Source organism: Streptomyces sp. NPDC002602 (assembly GCF_042889445.1).
GTDB lineage: Bacteria > Actinomycetota > Actinomycetes > Streptomycetales > Streptomycetaceae > Streptomyces.
This window is the reverse complement of sequence record NZ_JBIAQX010000006.1, coordinates 265,432-279,508: the sequence shown is the minus strand read 5'-3', so window position 1 is coordinate 279,508 and position 14,077 is coordinate 265,432. Positions and strand designations below refer to the sequence as shown.

Annotated in this window: 11 protein-coding genes; 2 read left to right on the top strand and 9 right to left on the bottom strand. The window is 72.1% G+C overall.

Annotated features, from left to right (window positions below; genetic code table 11):
- Positions 1–26: 26 nt before the first annotated feature.
- Positions 27–3,407 (top strand): PAS domain-containing protein, encoded by a 3,381-nt coding sequence (locus tag ACFYW3_RS19575; RefSeq protein ID WP_389386868.1) that lies wholly within the window; start codon positions 27–29, stop codon positions 3,405–3,407.
- Between the two features lie 13 nt (positions 3,408–3,420).
- Positions 3,421–3,996 carry an antibiotic biosynthesis monooxygenase gene (locus tag ACFYW3_RS19570; RefSeq protein ID WP_351749931.1) on the top strand — a complete coding sequence of 192 codons (576 nt, stop codon included), beginning with the start codon at positions 3,421–3,423 and terminating at the stop codon, positions 3,994–3,996.
- 129 nt (positions 3,997–4,125) lie between these two features.
- Here the strand turns inward: ACFYW3_RS19570 and ACFYW3_RS19565 are convergent, their stop codons facing one another.
- From ACFYW3_RS19565 to ACFYW3_RS19525, 9 genes are all read right to left on the bottom strand, one after another.
- Positions 4,126–5,775: a long-chain fatty acid--CoA ligase gene (locus ACFYW3_RS19565; RefSeq protein WP_389386867.1), complete on the bottom strand. Its 1,650-nt coding sequence runs from the start codon at positions 5,773–5,775 to the stop codon at positions 4,126–4,128.
- 178 nt (positions 5,776–5,953) lie between these two features.
- A complete protein-coding gene (locus ACFYW3_RS19560; RefSeq protein ID WP_351749929.1) occupies positions 5,954–6,487 on the bottom strand; it encodes a SigE family RNA polymerase sigma factor in 534 nt (177 codons plus the stop codon).
- A gap of 190 nt (positions 6,488–6,677) precedes the next feature.
- A complete protein-coding gene (locus tag ACFYW3_RS19555; RefSeq protein WP_389386866.1) occupies positions 6,678–7,844 on the bottom strand; it encodes a lipid-transfer protein in 1,167 nt (388 codons plus the stop codon).
- Positions 7,841–8,230 carry a MaoC family dehydratase gene (locus ACFYW3_RS19550; RefSeq protein WP_351749927.1) on the bottom strand — a complete coding sequence of 130 codons (390 nt, stop codon included), beginning with the start codon at positions 8,228–8,230 and terminating at the stop codon, positions 7,841–7,843. The genes ACFYW3_RS19555 and ACFYW3_RS19550 overlap by 4 nt, the downstream gene beginning before the upstream one ends.
- On the bottom strand, positions 8,227–9,291 hold the full coding sequence (locus ACFYW3_RS19545) for an acyl-CoA dehydrogenase family protein (RefSeq protein WP_351749926.1): 1,065 nt from the start codon (positions 9,289–9,291) through the stop codon (positions 8,227–8,229). The genes ACFYW3_RS19550 and ACFYW3_RS19545 overlap by 4 nt, the downstream gene beginning before the upstream one ends.
- 1 nt (position 9,292) lies before the next feature.
- On the bottom strand, positions 9,293–10,414 hold the full coding sequence (locus ACFYW3_RS19540; protein WP_389386865.1) for a bifunctional MaoC family dehydratase N-terminal/OB-fold nucleic acid binding domain-containing protein: 1,122 nt from the start codon (positions 10,412–10,414) through the stop codon (positions 9,293–9,295).
- On the bottom strand, positions 10,411–11,577 hold the full coding sequence (locus ACFYW3_RS19535) for an acyl-CoA dehydrogenase family protein (protein WP_389386864.1): 1,167 nt from the start codon (positions 11,575–11,577) through the stop codon (positions 10,411–10,413). The genes ACFYW3_RS19540 and ACFYW3_RS19535 overlap by 4 nt, the downstream gene beginning before the upstream one ends.
- Positions 11,578–11,832: 255 nt before the next feature.
- Positions 11,833–12,117, bottom strand: a complete 285-nt coding sequence (locus ACFYW3_RS19530; RefSeq protein WP_351749923.1) for a hypothetical protein — start codon at positions 12,115–12,117, stop codon at positions 11,833–11,835.
- Between the two features lie 1,225 nt (positions 12,118–13,342).
- Positions 13,343–13,771 (bottom strand): DUF6344 domain-containing protein, encoded by a 429-nt coding sequence (locus tag ACFYW3_RS19525; protein WP_351749922.1) that lies wholly within the window; start codon positions 13,769–13,771, stop codon positions 13,343–13,345.
- Positions 13,772–14,077 lie beyond the last annotated feature (306 nt).

The following is a 14,077-nucleotide window of genomic DNA, read 5'->3' as shown; positions in this document are numbered from 1 at the left end:
GTCGTGGTCAGGGGAGGAAGCTCGTCGTGAGCAGCAGGCCATCCCGAGGCGCTGCTCGCCTCGCAGCAATACTCGACGCTCTTCCCGACGCGCTGTTGCTCGTCAACGCCAACGGCACGGTCGTCAACGCGAATTCGATCGCCCTCGAAATCATGGAGAGTCCCGGAACCGGGCTCGTCGGGCGCGGTGTGCTGGACCTGCTGCCCGAGTTCGACTCCAAGTTGATCCCCGGCTCCATGCGCCGGCCCGGCGACGACGAAGGCGGGCGGGCCAAGCCGAAGCGGATGACCGCGCGGCGCACCGACGGATCCGAGTTCCCCGTCGAGGTCACCAGTGCCCACCTCGACGGCCGCGACGCCTACCGCGAGCCCGCCCCGTCCTACACCGGTGACGAGCTGCTCATGCTCGTCGTACGGGACCTCTCCGAGACGGTGGACACCGAGGCCGAGCTGGCCCGTTCCCAGCGGCAGACCGAGATGATCCTGCGGGCCGCCGCCGAGGGCGTGGTGGGTACCGACACCGACGGTCGGGTCGTGCTGGTCAATCCGGCCGCGGCGCAGATCCTCGGGTACCGCGCCACCGACCTCGGCAACCGCGAGCTGCACGGGCTGATCCAGCACTCCCGCGCCGACGGCTCGCCGTTCCCGTTCGAGGAATCCCCCCTCGCCGACACCCTGCGCAGCGGACGCAAACACCGGGTCCGCGGGCAGGTCCTGTGGAACAAGTCGGGGCAGCCCGTCTCCGTCGACCTCACCACCTCGCCCGTACGGGACGGGGAGCTGCTCGTCGGCGCCGTCATGACGTTCACCGACCGGCGGCCCTACGACGCCCTCGCGGCCCGCAACGCCCAGTTGATGGCGCTGCTCGACGACTCGCTGCGCGGTCCGCTGGCCGAACTGCGCCGGGAGCTGGCGACGCTGGCGGCCGATGACGCCGGTCAGCTGTGGCCGGAGGCCAACCAGCTGCTGCACCACCTGGCCGCCGGGTACTCGCGGATGACCACGCTCGTGGACAACGTGCTCGGCTTCCAACGACTGGACGCGGGCAGCGACAAGCTGGAGAAGAAGAAGGTCCTGATCAACACGGTCGTCGCGGCCGGCATCGACGGCGCGGTCGAGTTGATCGGGCCGGGCCGGGCACAGTTCGCCGTGCACGCGCCGACCATCGAGGCCGAGGTGGACGGGGAGCGTGTCGCGGCCGCCCTCGCGCATCTGGTCGCGGACGTGGCCGGGGTGGACGCCACCGGCAAGACCGCGCAGGGCAGCGGGTACGCCGACTCGACGATCGTCGTGGCCGCCGCGCAGCGCGGTGACGTCGTACGGATCGAGGTGCGCGGGCCCTACGAAGGGGGCAACCCCGTGCACGAGCCGATCGTGCGGGGCATCGTGGCCGCGCACGGCGGTGTGTTGCAGACGGTCGAGGTCCCGGGTGCGCCGGGCGGTGCGTACGTGCTGGAGTTCCCCCTCGGTGCGGGAGCCGGCACGGTGACCCTGCCCGAACCGGCGAAGGAGCCCGAGGACAAGACCCCCGAGGACAAGCCGGGCCGCGACGGCAAGGGCGAGTCCGGCGGCCGGCGCGCACGGCGCAGCGGGGTGGACGCGTTCCTGGACGACGAGGCCGAGGAGCCGAAGGCCCCCGAAGGACGCGGCCCCGGCCAGGGTGGTGGCGGGAGCGCGCTGGCGCTGCCGTCCGGACGGCGACGGGCCGACGGCAGCCCCGCCGACTCCGGTCCGGCGCAATCCGGGCTGGCGCAGTCCCCGGTGAACCCGGCGGGCCTGGGCACCGGACGCCGCCGGGGTCGCGACGGCGACGGCAGCGGGAACGGCGCCGCGGCCGGCCCCGCCCGGGGTCCCGAGAACGGTGTGAACGGCGGGCAGGGCGGCTCCGGTCGGCCCGTGCCCCCGCAGGGCACCGCGATGCCCGCGTTGCCGCCCGTACCGTCGGTCCCCGTGACCGAGCACCCCGCCGGGCGACGGCGGGCGCTGGGGCCCGCGGGTCCGCCCGCGCAGCCCGGAGGTCCCGTGCCGGCGACCGGCCTCGTGCCGCCCGCCCCGCAGCGCCCCATCGCCCCCGAGGGCGGCTTCGCACTGCCCGCCGGCCCGACCCCCGCGGCGAGCCCGGTTCCGGGACCCGCCCCGGCCGCCCCGCAGGCGCCCGCCATGGCCGGTTCCGTGCCCGCTCCCGCCGAGGCCGACTCCGATGCTCCGGGCGGACGTCGCGGCCGGCGGGTGCTCGGCGCCCCGGCTTCGGAGCCCGAGACCCCCGACACCGCGCCCGAGGCAGGTGCGCAGGAAGCCGCCGACCCGGCCCACCCCACCGGTCGGCGTCGCGGCCTGCCCGCGCCCCCGGCGTGGCCGGTACCCGCCGCCCGGACCGCCGTCGAGGACGACGAGGCCGCCGCGCCGGCCGCCGTCCCCGGAGCCCGGCAGCCGCAGGACGCCCCGCCGGAGGCCGCGCAGCCGATCAGCGTGCGCGCCCTCGGCACCCTGGGCCAGGGCATCTCCGTCGACGCGAGCGGCTCCGGTCGCAGGCGCCGACTGGCCGAACCCGCCGCTCAGGGACGCGCCTTCGCCATAGGGGCACCCGAGGCGGGCTCCGCCGAGGGCCCCGAGCCGCTGGACGGCCCCGGTGGCGCCGTCGAGGTGGTCAACCGGCCCGTGCCCCGCCCCGTGGACGACGAACTGCCGCCGGAGCCGCTGGACAACCCGCGCCGGCTGCTCGTGTGGCCCGCGCCCGACGCGCAGACGCAGCGGGCCCTGAGCGACCGCGGCTACCGCCCGGTGATCGTGAACTCCCGTGAGGAGGTGGACGCGCAGATCGCCGCCTTCCCCGCGGCGCTGTTCGTCGACCCGCTGACCGGACCGATCACCCGTACCGCCCTGCAGTCGCTGCGTCAGGCCGCGGTGGCCGCCGAGGTTCCGGTCCTGGTCACGGCCGGTCTGGGACATGCCACGCGCGAGGCCGCGTACGGCGCCGATCCGGCCGTCCTGCTCAAGGCGCTCGCGCCCCGCGACAGCGAGCAGCACCCGTCCCGGGTCCTGTTGATCGAGGAGCACGAGGAGATCGCCATCGCGCTGAGCGCCGCCCTGGAGCGGCGCGGGATGCAGGTGGCACGCGCGGGCGCCGACACCGACGCCGTGGAGCTGGCGACCCGGATGCGCCCCAACCTGGTGGTCATGGACCTGATGCAGGTCCGGCGCCGCCGGGCCGGGATCGTGGACTGGTTGCGTGCCAACGGACAGTTGAACCGGACCCCGCTGGTCGTCTACACGACCGCCGGGATCGACCCGGCCGAACTGCTGCGGCTGGCCTCGGGCGAGAGCGTCCTGTTCCTCGCCGAACGGGCCACGACCGCGGACGTGCAGGGCCGCATCGTGGACCTGCTGGCCAAGATCGGCACCAACTAGCCATCCTGGCCGCATGGCCATCACCGACACGACCGAGCGCACCGTCCCCGCCGACAACGGGGAGGTGAACCTGCTCATCGCCCGTCAGGTGGAACCGGGCCACGAGGAGACGTTCGAGGCCTGGGCCCACGGGATCCTGGAGACCGCCGCGAGCTTTCCGGACCACCTCGGCTACGGGCTGTTCCGTCCCGCCTCGGAGGGCGGGCCCTGGTTCCTGGTGCACCGCTTCCGCAACGAGGCCGCGTTCCAGCGGTGGCAGGACTCCGCCGAGCGGGCGCAGTGGTTCTCCAACTGCCTCGGACACCACCACACGGAGATAGCCCGGCGGGAACTCCACGGCATGGAGACCTGGTTCGCCAAGCCGGGTACGACCCGACCCGCGCCGCCGCGCTGGAAGATGGCGGTCAGCTCGGGGCTGGCCATCTTCCCGATCTCGCTGGCGGGCAACGCGCTGCTCGGGCCGTACCTGGTGGATCTGCACTTCGTGGTGCGCACGGCCGCGTTCGCGGTCGTCTTCAGCACCCTCATGACCTACGTGGCCATGCCCGCCGTCAGCAAGCTGCTGCGGCCATGGCTCGCCCGGGGCTGACCCGCCGGCCACGGCGCGTTCTCCGGTTCCACGCAGGAGATCCACTCGCCGCCGCCGTGGACGCCCCGGTGCGGTGGCCGGAAGGGTTCACCGTGTCACGGCGCCCGGCAAACCTTTCCGGCCACGGCACTAGCCGAGCCTGGTGACCTCCAGCGCCCCGTCCGCGTACTGCTTCCGGATCACCTTCTTGTCGAACTTGCCGACGCTCGTCTTCGGTACCGCCTCGATGAAGGCCCAGCGCTCCGGGAGCTGCCATTTGGCGATCGACTGGGCGAGGAACGCGTGCAGCCCCGCGTAGTCCACGCTCGCGCCCTCCGTCCGGACGACCGTGGCCAGCGGACGCTCGCCCCACTTCTCGTCGGGGACGGCCACGACCGCCGCCTCGGCCACCTCCGGGTGCGCCATCAGCGCGTTCTCCAGCTCGACGCTGGAGATCCACTCGCCGCCGGACTTGATGACGTCCTTGGCCCGGTCGGTCAGCGTGAGGAACCCGTCGGCGCTGATCACGCCGACGTCGCCGGTCTTGAGCCAGCCGTCCGCGCTGAACTTGTCCTCGGGACGGAGCGGCTCGCCGTCGGCGCCGCCGTAGTAGGCGCCCGCGATCCAGGTACCGCGCACCTCCAGCTCACCCGCCGACCGGCCGTCCCACGGCAGGTGGTCGCCGCCGGGTCCCACCAGGCGCCCTTCGACACCCGCGGGGAAACGCCCCTGGGTGATCCGGTACGGCCACTCCTCCTCGGCGGTCAGACCGGCCGGCGGGTGCGCCATGGTGCCGAGCGGCGAGGTCTCCGTCATGCCCCAGGCGTGACAGAGGCGGACGCCGAGCTTCTCGTACGCCTCCATGAGGGAGGACGGACAGGCCGCGCCGCCGATCGTGACCTGCTTCATCGAGGTCAGGTCGCGCGGGTTGGCGGTCACCTCGGCGAGCAGCCCCTGCCAGATGGTGGGGACCGCCGCGGCGTGGGTGGGCTTCTCCCGCTCGATCATCTCGGCGAGCGGGGCGGGCTGAAGGAAGCGGTCCGGCATCAGCATGTTGATGCCGGTCATGAACGTGGCGTGGGGCAGTCCCCACGCGTTCACGTGGAACTGCGGAACGACGACGAGCGTGGTGTCCCGGTCCGTCAGACCCATCGACTCGGCCATGTTGACCTGCATCGAGTGCAGGTAGACGGAGCGGTGAGAGTAGATGACGCCCTTGGGGTCGCCGGTGGTGCCCGAGGTGTAGCACATGGCCGCGGCCTGGCGCTCGTCCAGCTCGGGCCACGCGTAGGTGTCCGGGCGGCCCGCCAGCAGGTCCTCGTAGTCGTGCACGCGCACGTCGAGGCCTTCGAGCCCGGAGCGGTCGCCGACGCCCACGACGACGACGTGCTCGACGTTGGGCAGGTGCGGCAGCAGCGGGACCAGGAGGGGGAGCAGGGTGCCGTTGACCAGCACGACCCGGTCGGCCGCGTGGTTGACGATGAAGACCAGCTGCTCGGGGGGCAGCCGCAGGTTGAGCGTGTGCAGAACGGCGCCCATGGACGGGATCGCGAAGTACGCCTCCACGTGCTCGGCGTTGTTCCACATCAGAGTGCCTATGACATCCGACTCTTGGACTCCGAGCTCGTCACGCAGGGCATGGGCGAACTGAGCAGCGCGGGCGCCGATCTCCGCGAAGCTGCGCCGGTGCGGCTCGGCCTCACCTGTCCAGGTGGTCACCTGGGAGTTTCCGTGAATCGTCGACCCGTGGGTCAGGATTCGCGAGATCAGCAGTGGTACGTCCTGCATGGTGCTCAGCAAAGCGTCCTCCCGGTGAGCGCTGCGGCGCTGCGGCGGCTACGGATGCTGCCGATTCTGCGCACGTACCGGTCGGCATGTCACTACCTCACGGGTGGAAACCCTGGCGATGTTTCACGTGAAACAGCGCGCGGGTGGCACGCGTACTCGTGTTTCACGTGAAACACGGTGACACGCGTCCTCAGCGGACGACGGTGAGTTCCGGGTCCTCGCGCAGCTTGACCAGGGCGCGGGAGACCGCGCTCTTGACCGTGCCCACCGAGACCCCGAGCAGCTCGGCGGTCTGCGCCTCGCTCAGGTCCTCGTAGTAGCGGAGCACCACCATCGCCCGTTGCCGGTCGGGCAGCCGGGTCACCGCGCGCCACATGGCGTCGCGCAGGGCCTGCGCCTCCGCGGGGTCGGTGGCCGGCGACTCCTCGCTCTCCGGAAGCTCGTCGCAGACGAACTCGTCCACCTTGCGCTTGCGCCACTGGGAGGTGCGGGTGTTGACCAGCGCCCGTCGTACGTAGCCGTCGAGGGCGCGGTGGTCCTCGATGCGGTCCCAGGCCACGTACGTCTTGGTCAGGGCCGTTTGCAGCAGGTCCTCGGCGTCGCAGGGGTTGGCGGTGAGGGAGCGCGCGGTGCGCATCAGGACCGAGCCGCGGGTCCGGACGTACGCCGAGAACGACGGGTACGTCGTCGGATTCGAGGCGAGTGTGCACACAGGCGTGGTCATGACTCCACGCTAGGAGCGGAGCGGGCTCCCCGGATCGGCCGCAGGTGCCGAAGCGGGGTCCATCTCAGGTTGTAGGGCCGGGCCGTACCCCACCTCCTGAAGGTGGAGGAGGCTGCTCGCCCTCGGCCGTTCCCGGGCCTTGGTCGCCTCCTCTCCTCCGCCGTGATCGGCCGTCCCCGGCTGCCGTCCCTCAGTCGTCGGAGCCGAGTATCAGGGCGGAGGTCGGAACCCCGGTGCCGGCGGTGACCAGGGTGCGCGCGGCGCCCGGGACCTGGTTGACGGAGGTGCCCCGGAGCTGGCGGACGGCCTCCGCGATGCCGTTCATCCCGTGCAGGTACGCCTCGCCGAGCTGGCCACCGTGGGTGTTCAGCGGCAGGGCGTCGGCCGCGACGAAATCGGCGGCCTCGCCGGGCGCGCAGAAGCCGAACTCCTCCAGTTGCATGAGCACGAACGGGGTGAAGTGGTCGTAGAGGATGCCGACGTCGATGTCCGAGGGGCGCAACCCGCTGGTCCGCCACAGTTGGCGGGCGACCACGTTCATCTCGGGGAGCCCGCTGAGGTCGTCGCGGTGGAAGGAGGTCATGGCCTCCTGACGACGACCGGCGCCCTGGGCGGCGGCGGTGATCACGGCGGGTTTCCGGCGCAGATGACGGGCCCGTTCGATGCTGGTGACGACGATCGCCTGTCCGCCGTCCGTCTCCTGACAGCAGTCCAACAGCCGCAGCGGTTCGACGATCCACCGCGAGGCCGCGTGATCGGCGAGGGTGATGGGCTTGCCGTGGAAGTACGCGGCGGGATTGTTGGCGGCGTGCCGCCGGTCGGTGACCGCGACATGGCCGAAGGCCTCGGGGGTCAGACCGTAGGTGTGCAGATAGCGCTGGGCGGCCATCGCCACCCAGGAGGCCGGGGTCAGCAGTCCCCACGGCAGCGACCAGCCCAGTGCCGCGCCCTCCGCCGAGGGCTCGCGCTGCTGGACGCCGGAGCCGAAGCGGCGGCCGGAACGCTCGTTGAAGGCGCGGTAGCAGACCACCACCTCGGCGACGCCGGTGGCGACGGCGAGGGCGGCCTGCTGGACGGTGGCGCAGGCCGCTCCGCCTCCGTAGTGGATGCGCGAGAAGAAGGAGAGGTCCCCGATGCCCGCCGCCTGCGCGACGGTGATCTCGGGGCTGGTGTCCATGGTGAAGGTGACCATGCCGTCGACGTCGGCGGGACTCAGTCCGGCGTCGTCGAGGGCGGCGTGCACGGACTCCACGGCCAGCTTCAGTTCGCTGCGGCCGGAGTCCTTGGAGAACTCGGTCGCGCCGATGCCGACGATGGCGGCGCGGCCGCCGAGACCGTCGCGGGTACGGACGCTCATGCCGGCTCCCCCAGGGTGACGGTGACGGTGCCCGTGACGTGCAGGCCGACGCCATTGGCTCCCAGGACGCGGATCTCCGCGGTGTCCCCGTCGCGGGCGACGACGGTCGCGGTGAGGGTCATGGTGTCGCCGGGGTGGTTGGGGGCGCCGAGGCGGATGGCCACTTTGCGCAGCACCGCGGACGGTCCGAGGTGGTCGGTGACGTACCGGCCGACCAGGCCGTTGGTCGTCAGGATGTTCATGAAGATGTCCGGGGAGCCCTTCTCGCGCGCGAGCTCCGCGTCGTGGTGCACGTCCTGGTAGTCGCGGGAGGCGATGGCGCCCGCGACGATCAGCGTGCGGGTGACCGGGATCTCCAGCGGCGGCAGCGTGTCGCCGACGTTCATGCGTCGTCCCCCTCGGGTGTCGCGGCGCCTGCGGGCACCGGGTCCGAAACGAGCGCGCCCAGCTCGGCGAGCAGTTCGCTGCCGCAGCCCAGGTACGCGTCCAGTTGGCGTCCCCACAGGAAGTGCCGGTGTACGGGATGGTCCAGGTCGGCGCCCATGCCGCCGTGCAGGTGCTGGCCCGCGTGAACGACCCGCTTGCCCGCCTCCGAGGCCCACCAGGCCGCCGTGAGCGCGTGCTCGCGCGCCGGCAGACCCGTGTCGAGCCGCCATGCCGCCTCGTACGCGGTGACACGGATCGCCTCGGTGTCCATGTACGCGTCCGCCGCGCGCAGCATGACCCCCTGGTTGGTGGAGAGCGGTCGGCCGAACTGTTCGCGGGTGGAGGTGTACTCCACGGCGCGGGCCAACGAACCGGCGCAGACGCCCGCCTGGAGGCCCGCGAAGGCGGTACGGGCGGCGGACAGCACCTCGTCGTGGGCCCGCGGACCGCCCAGCCGTTCGCCCTCGACCCCGGCCAGGGTCAACGCGCCGGCCGCCCAGGGCGCGGTCGTCTCCACCGCCGAGATCCCCACACCGGGCGCGTCCGTACGTACGAGCCACAGCGCCCCGTCCGCGTCCGGCACCAGGACGTGCGTGGCATCGCGCAGCCAGGGCACGGCCGGCGCGGTGCCGGTGAGCCGGCCGTCCGGATCGGCGGTGATCCGGCCGCGCGACGGGAAGGCGCCGGTGGCCACCGCCTCACCGGTGCCCAGGGCGGGCAGCAGCCGGGCACGTTGCGCGGGACTGCCGTGGCGGGCCACGGGAAGCACTCCGTACGCGCAGGTGGCGGCGTACGGAACCTGCGCGGTGGAGCGGCCCTGCTCCTCCAGCAGCAGCACCAGACCGAGCAGACCGACCTCCTCGACGGCGGCGATCAGCCCGGCCGCGGTCAGGGCCTTCCACAGCTCGGCGTCGCTGCCGGTGCCGGCGGCGGTGAGGCGTTCGTGGGTGGCGAGGTCCCGGAAGATCCGTGCGGCGAGATCGGCCGCGGCGGCCTGCTCCTCGGTGGGGTGGAAGTCCATGTCAGCCCGCCTCGGCCCGGAAGACGGGAAGTTCGAGCGTGTCGTCGACGCGCAGGAACTCCAGTTGGACGGGCAGGCCGATGCGAACCTTGTCGTACGGGACGCCGGTGATGTTGCTGATCATCCTTACCCCCTCGGCGAGTTCGACGAGCGCGACCGCGTACGGGGGGTCGAAGGCCGGGAACGGCGGGTGGTGCATGACCACGTACGAGAAGACCGTGCCGGCGCCGCTCGCCGCGACGGTGTCCCAGTCGGGGGAGGCGCAGGCATTGCAGCCGGGGAGCCAGGGGAAGCGGAGGGTCGAGCAGGCCGTACAGCGCTGGATCAACAGGGTGTGGTCGCGGACGCCGTCCCAGAAGCCCTGGTTGTCGCGGTTGATCACGGGGCGGGGGCGGGCGGGGCGGCGGGACGCGGTGGCTTGGGTGGAGTGGTCTTCACGGCTCGGCCGGGCGGGTTGCCCCGACGGCCGGGACCGGCTCTGGGCGGGCGCGTACTTGAGGATGCGGAAGCGGTGGGTCCCGGCGAGTTCGCCGTTCGCGCGGACGTCCATCCGGGTCGTCACGAAGTAGCCCGCGCCCAGCTTGGTCGTCTTGCGCGCCGACACCGACTCGATGACGGCGTCGAAGGCGACGCGGTCGCCGGGGCGCAGCGGACGGAGGTACTCCTGCTCGCAGTCGGTCGCCACCACGGAGGTACAGCCCGCGTCGTCGAGGAGCAGGAGGAGCTCGTCGTAGGCGGAGGAACGGTCGGCGTGCCCGGAGAGGCCGCCCATCGTCCAGGCCTGGAGCATGGTGGGCGGGGCGATGGCGTCCGGGCCGGTGTAGGCGGGGTTGGTGTCACCCATCGCCTCGCACCAGTGGCGGATCATCGCCTCGTTGACCGCGTCCTTGGCCCGCCCCCCGGTGGCGGCCGGCTTCCCCTCGAAGGCCTTCAGCCGGGTGTGGAACCGGGCTTCCGCTGCCGCCGCGTCCGCCGCTGCCTGTGTCGAGGTGTGCGGGAGGGTGTCCGCCGCTCGTGTCGAGGTGTGCGGGAGCGTGCCCGCCGCCCCCTCGGCTCCGTCCACCCCTTCGGCTCCGTCCACCCGTTCGGCTCCTTCGGCCCCTTCGGCTCCTTCGGCCGTCATCGCTTCCTTCCCTTCATGCCGAGCCGCATCATGGCGACGATCTCCCGCTGGACCTCGCTGACCCCGCCGCCGAAGGTGTTGATCTGGGCGGCCCGGTTCAGACGCTCCAGCTCGCCCCCCGCGAAGGCCGAAGGCCCCCGGATCAGCGCCTCCTCGCCGACGGCCTCCTGACACATCCGGTACACCTCGACCGCGGACTCGGTACCGAGGAACTTCACCCCGCTCGCGTCGCCCGGGGCCAGGTCCCCGCTGCCCACGTCCTGGACCAGGCGCCAGTTGAGAAGGCGTACGGCGGCCAGTCGGGCGTGCGCCTCGGCGAGCCGGGACCGCACCCAGGGCAGGTCGGCGGGGCGTTCGCCGGTGACCGGGTCAGGGGTCCTCGCGTGCGCGAGAGCGCGGTCGTAGAAGTCCTCCGCCTGCATGCCGATGGCGGCCAAGGCCACGCGTTCGTGGTTGAGCTGGTTCGTGATCAGGCCCCAACCGCCGTGCTCGGGGCCGACCAGGTTGCCGGCGGGGACGCGGATGGAGTCGTAGTAGGTGGCCGTGGTGGTGAGGCCACCGACGGTGTCGATGGGGGTCCAGGCGAAGCCGGGGGCGTCGGTGGGAACCAGGATGATCGAGATGCCCTTGTGCTTGGGGGCCTCGGGGTCGGTGCGGCAGGCGAGCCAGATCCAGTCGGCGTTCTGGGCGTTGGACGTGAAGATCTTCTGGCCGTCGATGATCCAGTCGGCGTCGTGCTCGGCCTCCGCGTCGCGTACGGCACGGGTACGGAGCGAGGCGAGGTCGGTACCGGCCTCGGGCTCCGAGTAGCCGATGGCGAAGACGATCTCCCCGGCGAGGATCCGGGGCAGGAAGTAGTCCTTCTGTTGCCGGGTTCCGTACTTCATCAGGGTCGGGCCGACGGTGTTGAGCGTGACCATGGAAACGGGGGCGCCGGCCCGGTAGGCCTCGTCGAAGAAGACGAACTGCTCGTCCGCGCCTCTGCCTTGACCTCCGTACTCGACGGGCCAGCCGAGTCCGAGCAGCCCGTCGGCGCCTATCCGGCGCAACAGGGCGCGCTGCGCGGCCGGATCCTCGGGAAGCCCGTCCGGCATCAGGTTCGCGAAGTACTCCCTCAGTTCGGCGCGGAGCCGCAACTGTCCTTCGGTCGGGGCGAGGTGCACGGCGCAGGCCTCCCGGTGTCACGTCAACGAGAAGACCTGACTGTCCGTCAGATTTGTTGTGGATGTCAAGACGCACCGGCGCCTCGTCGGAAGCGAGGGCCGTACGGCCCGTCGCGACAGGAGTCCGCACGACCGGCCACCGGGCCGGCAAACGCCCGAGGGCGCCCGCGCCACCGGACCCCAGCCGGTCCGGTCACACAGACGCCCTCAACGCTCGTCGCGGCTCAGGCCGCATTCGGACGATCAGAACGAGGATCAGAACAAGGGGAAGAAGTTGACCGCCAGGTTCGCGTTGTGCTGCTCGATCGCGGTGAACGCCGACCCGTTGACCTGCGCGGTGCTGTTCTGGTTGGACGCGCCGGAGCCGGTGGCGACCTGCTGCGAGGTGGAGGAGTTCCCGTTGTTGTTGCCACCCACGCCACTGCCGACAATGCTCGCGAACGAGCCGTCGTCGGCCGCGGCCACACCGCCGAACAGGGCGACGGCGAGCGGGAGAGCGGCGGCAGCGGCGATGACGCGGGCGGTACGGATGCTTGCCATGTCTTCATCCTCCAGAAAACCGAAGTGGACTTCACACCAGGGCAGTTGGCCGACCGACCCGGTCATAACGTGTGGTGACGACGTCGCGACACCAGAGTTGCCCACCGAATCCCCGGCGAACCATCCCGGAGCCGCCGATTCCCCCGCAAGCATGAGCAACATCGGATAAACCCCATTCGCGCCCCGAGCGCCCCAGGTCAGCGGATCCCCGCGCTTCGAAACCCCTGCGACACCCGTGCGGAATCGTTCCGCCAAACCACCGCACCCCGGACATGCCAAAAAGAGCCGCGCCCTCCGGGAACCCCACCGTCTCCCGGGTCCGCGACCCTGCGTCACCTTGCGGCGCAAAGCTCCGCGCCCCCTGCGCGCCCCCGGCGTCCGCCGGGGTGAACCGCCCATGCCCCGCTCCGGGGCACGCCGTGGCGCGATCCGCGGTCGTGTGACGACCGGGCTCAAGCGCCTACCACTCCACTCACTCCACGTGCTGCCGTCGTACCACCGCGCCGGCTGCTGTCGCGCCGGCAGCGCCTCGCGCCACCGCGTGAACGTTCCGCCGCGCCGTCGTCTCGGCGCTCGTCGTGTCTCTTGTCCTCACGTTCGTCTTGCCGTCTTGCCGTCTTGCCGTCTTGCCGTCTTGCCGTCTGCCTTGTCGTTCGTCGCGTCGCTTGTCTTGTCGTTCGGCTCGTGGCTCTTGTTGCCATTGCCTTGTGGCCCGCCCTGTCGGGCGCCTCCGTCGTGCGCCGTGTGGTGCGTCCTGCCGCTCGGCCTCGTGGCCGCGCTGCCTTGCCGGCCTCCTGACATCGGTGCCGTACGCGCCGTACCGCTCCGCTGCCATGCGAGGTTGGCTCGCTGCCGCCGGACTGCCTAGGCGATGCTCTTCCGTACTCCCGGCTTCACGGACTGCCACCCCTGGCCCCTCGACGTCTCGCCGAATGGCCGCGCTGCCGTACCACCGTCCTGCCGTCCTGCCGTACCACCTTGTCGCCGTGTCGCCTTACTGCCTGACCGCCGTGCCGTACCGCTGTGTGGCTCCGTGGCCCTGCGGCTCCGTGGCCCTGCGGCTCTGCGGCTCTGCGGCTCTGCGGCTGTACTGCTCCACTGATCCGTCTGCCCGGCGTAGGCGCGTACGCCTGCCCGTCCGGGCGGTGCTGCTCCGTACCCACGACGCCCACGGCCCCTACCAGGGCCAGGCGATTGCGCGAGCACGTGTACGACCCGGCGGGTACTACGCGGCGAGCGCCATGCCTCGTGCGGCGGTTCCGGCCGAGGTGGCGGGGGCGACTGCGGTGACCGACGCGGCAGGGGCGAGCGGTGCGAGCGGGGTGGCACCGTCGACCGGGCTGACGGCGGTACCGGCGTTCCCGGCGGCGAGGGCAGTGGTCGAGCGACGAACGGACGGGGTCTTGCCGTGTGCCTCGGCCCGAATCCGCTGCTTGATGGTGGGCGGGAGCGAACCTCCCCGCATCATCGCCCGCCATGTCCGCCGGGCCATCACGGCCGGCCGACGCACGGTGGTGGTCGGAACCACCGGCGCGGAGACGGTGGCGGAGGCGGCCGGGGCCACCTTGGCGCCGAGGCCGAGAGCGGCGAGGAGTGCCACGAGTGCGGCGAGGACGGCGGTCCAGATGGACGTGACGCTACTGCGGTTTGCCATGACGGGTTGCCTCATTTCGCGATGTTCCGAAGGGCCGATCTGAATACATTCGCCATGATGTGTGCGCAACCGGAACGCCTCCATCACGCGCGCCGATCTTCCGACAAACACCACTCAGAAGGCCTAAACCGCCCTTCTGGGACCGCGAAACGCCCTGGTGGACGGCCCCGAAGCGACACCGCGCAACGGCCGCCGGGATGGCGGGACGGCGGGTACCAGATCGGCATCCGGGGCACGGCACTCGACGTCGCCGTTGCCCGCGACGCCATACCGGACACCGCCCGGGCCCACCGCGCGGACGACGAA

Excerpts from the sequence above, each read along its gene's own strand:
- ACFYW3_RS19570 (WP_351749931.1), top strand. The coding sequence starts at position 3,421 with ATGGCCATCACCGACACGACCGAGCGCACCGTCCCCGCCGACAACGGG.
- ACFYW3_RS19560 (WP_351749929.1), bottom strand. The coding sequence starts at position 6,487 with ATGACCACGCCTGTGTGCACACTCGCCTCGAATCCGACGACGTACCCG.
- ACFYW3_RS19555 (WP_389386866.1), bottom strand. The coding sequence starts at position 7,844 with ATGAGCGTCCGTACCCGCGACGGTCTCGGCGGCCGCGCCGCCATCGTC.
- ACFYW3_RS19550 (WP_351749927.1), bottom strand. The coding sequence starts at position 8,230 with ATGAACGTCGGCGACACGCTGCCGCCGCTGGAGATCCCGGTCACCCGC.
- ACFYW3_RS19545 (WP_351749926.1), bottom strand. The coding sequence starts at position 9,291 with ATGGACTTCCACCCCACCGAGGAGCAGGCCGCCGCGGCCGATCTCGCC.
- ACFYW3_RS19540 (WP_389386865.1), bottom strand. The coding sequence starts at position 10,414 with ATGACGGCCGAAGGAGCCGAAGGGGCCGAAGGAGCCGAACGGGTGGAC.
- ACFYW3_RS19530 (WP_351749923.1), bottom strand. The coding sequence starts at position 12,117 with ATGGCAAGCATCCGTACCGCCCGCGTCATCGCCGCTGCCGCCGCTCTC.
- ACFYW3_RS19525 (WP_351749922.1), bottom strand. The coding sequence starts at position 13,771 with ATGGCAAACCGCAGTAGCGTCACGTCCATCTGGACCGCCGTCCTCGCC.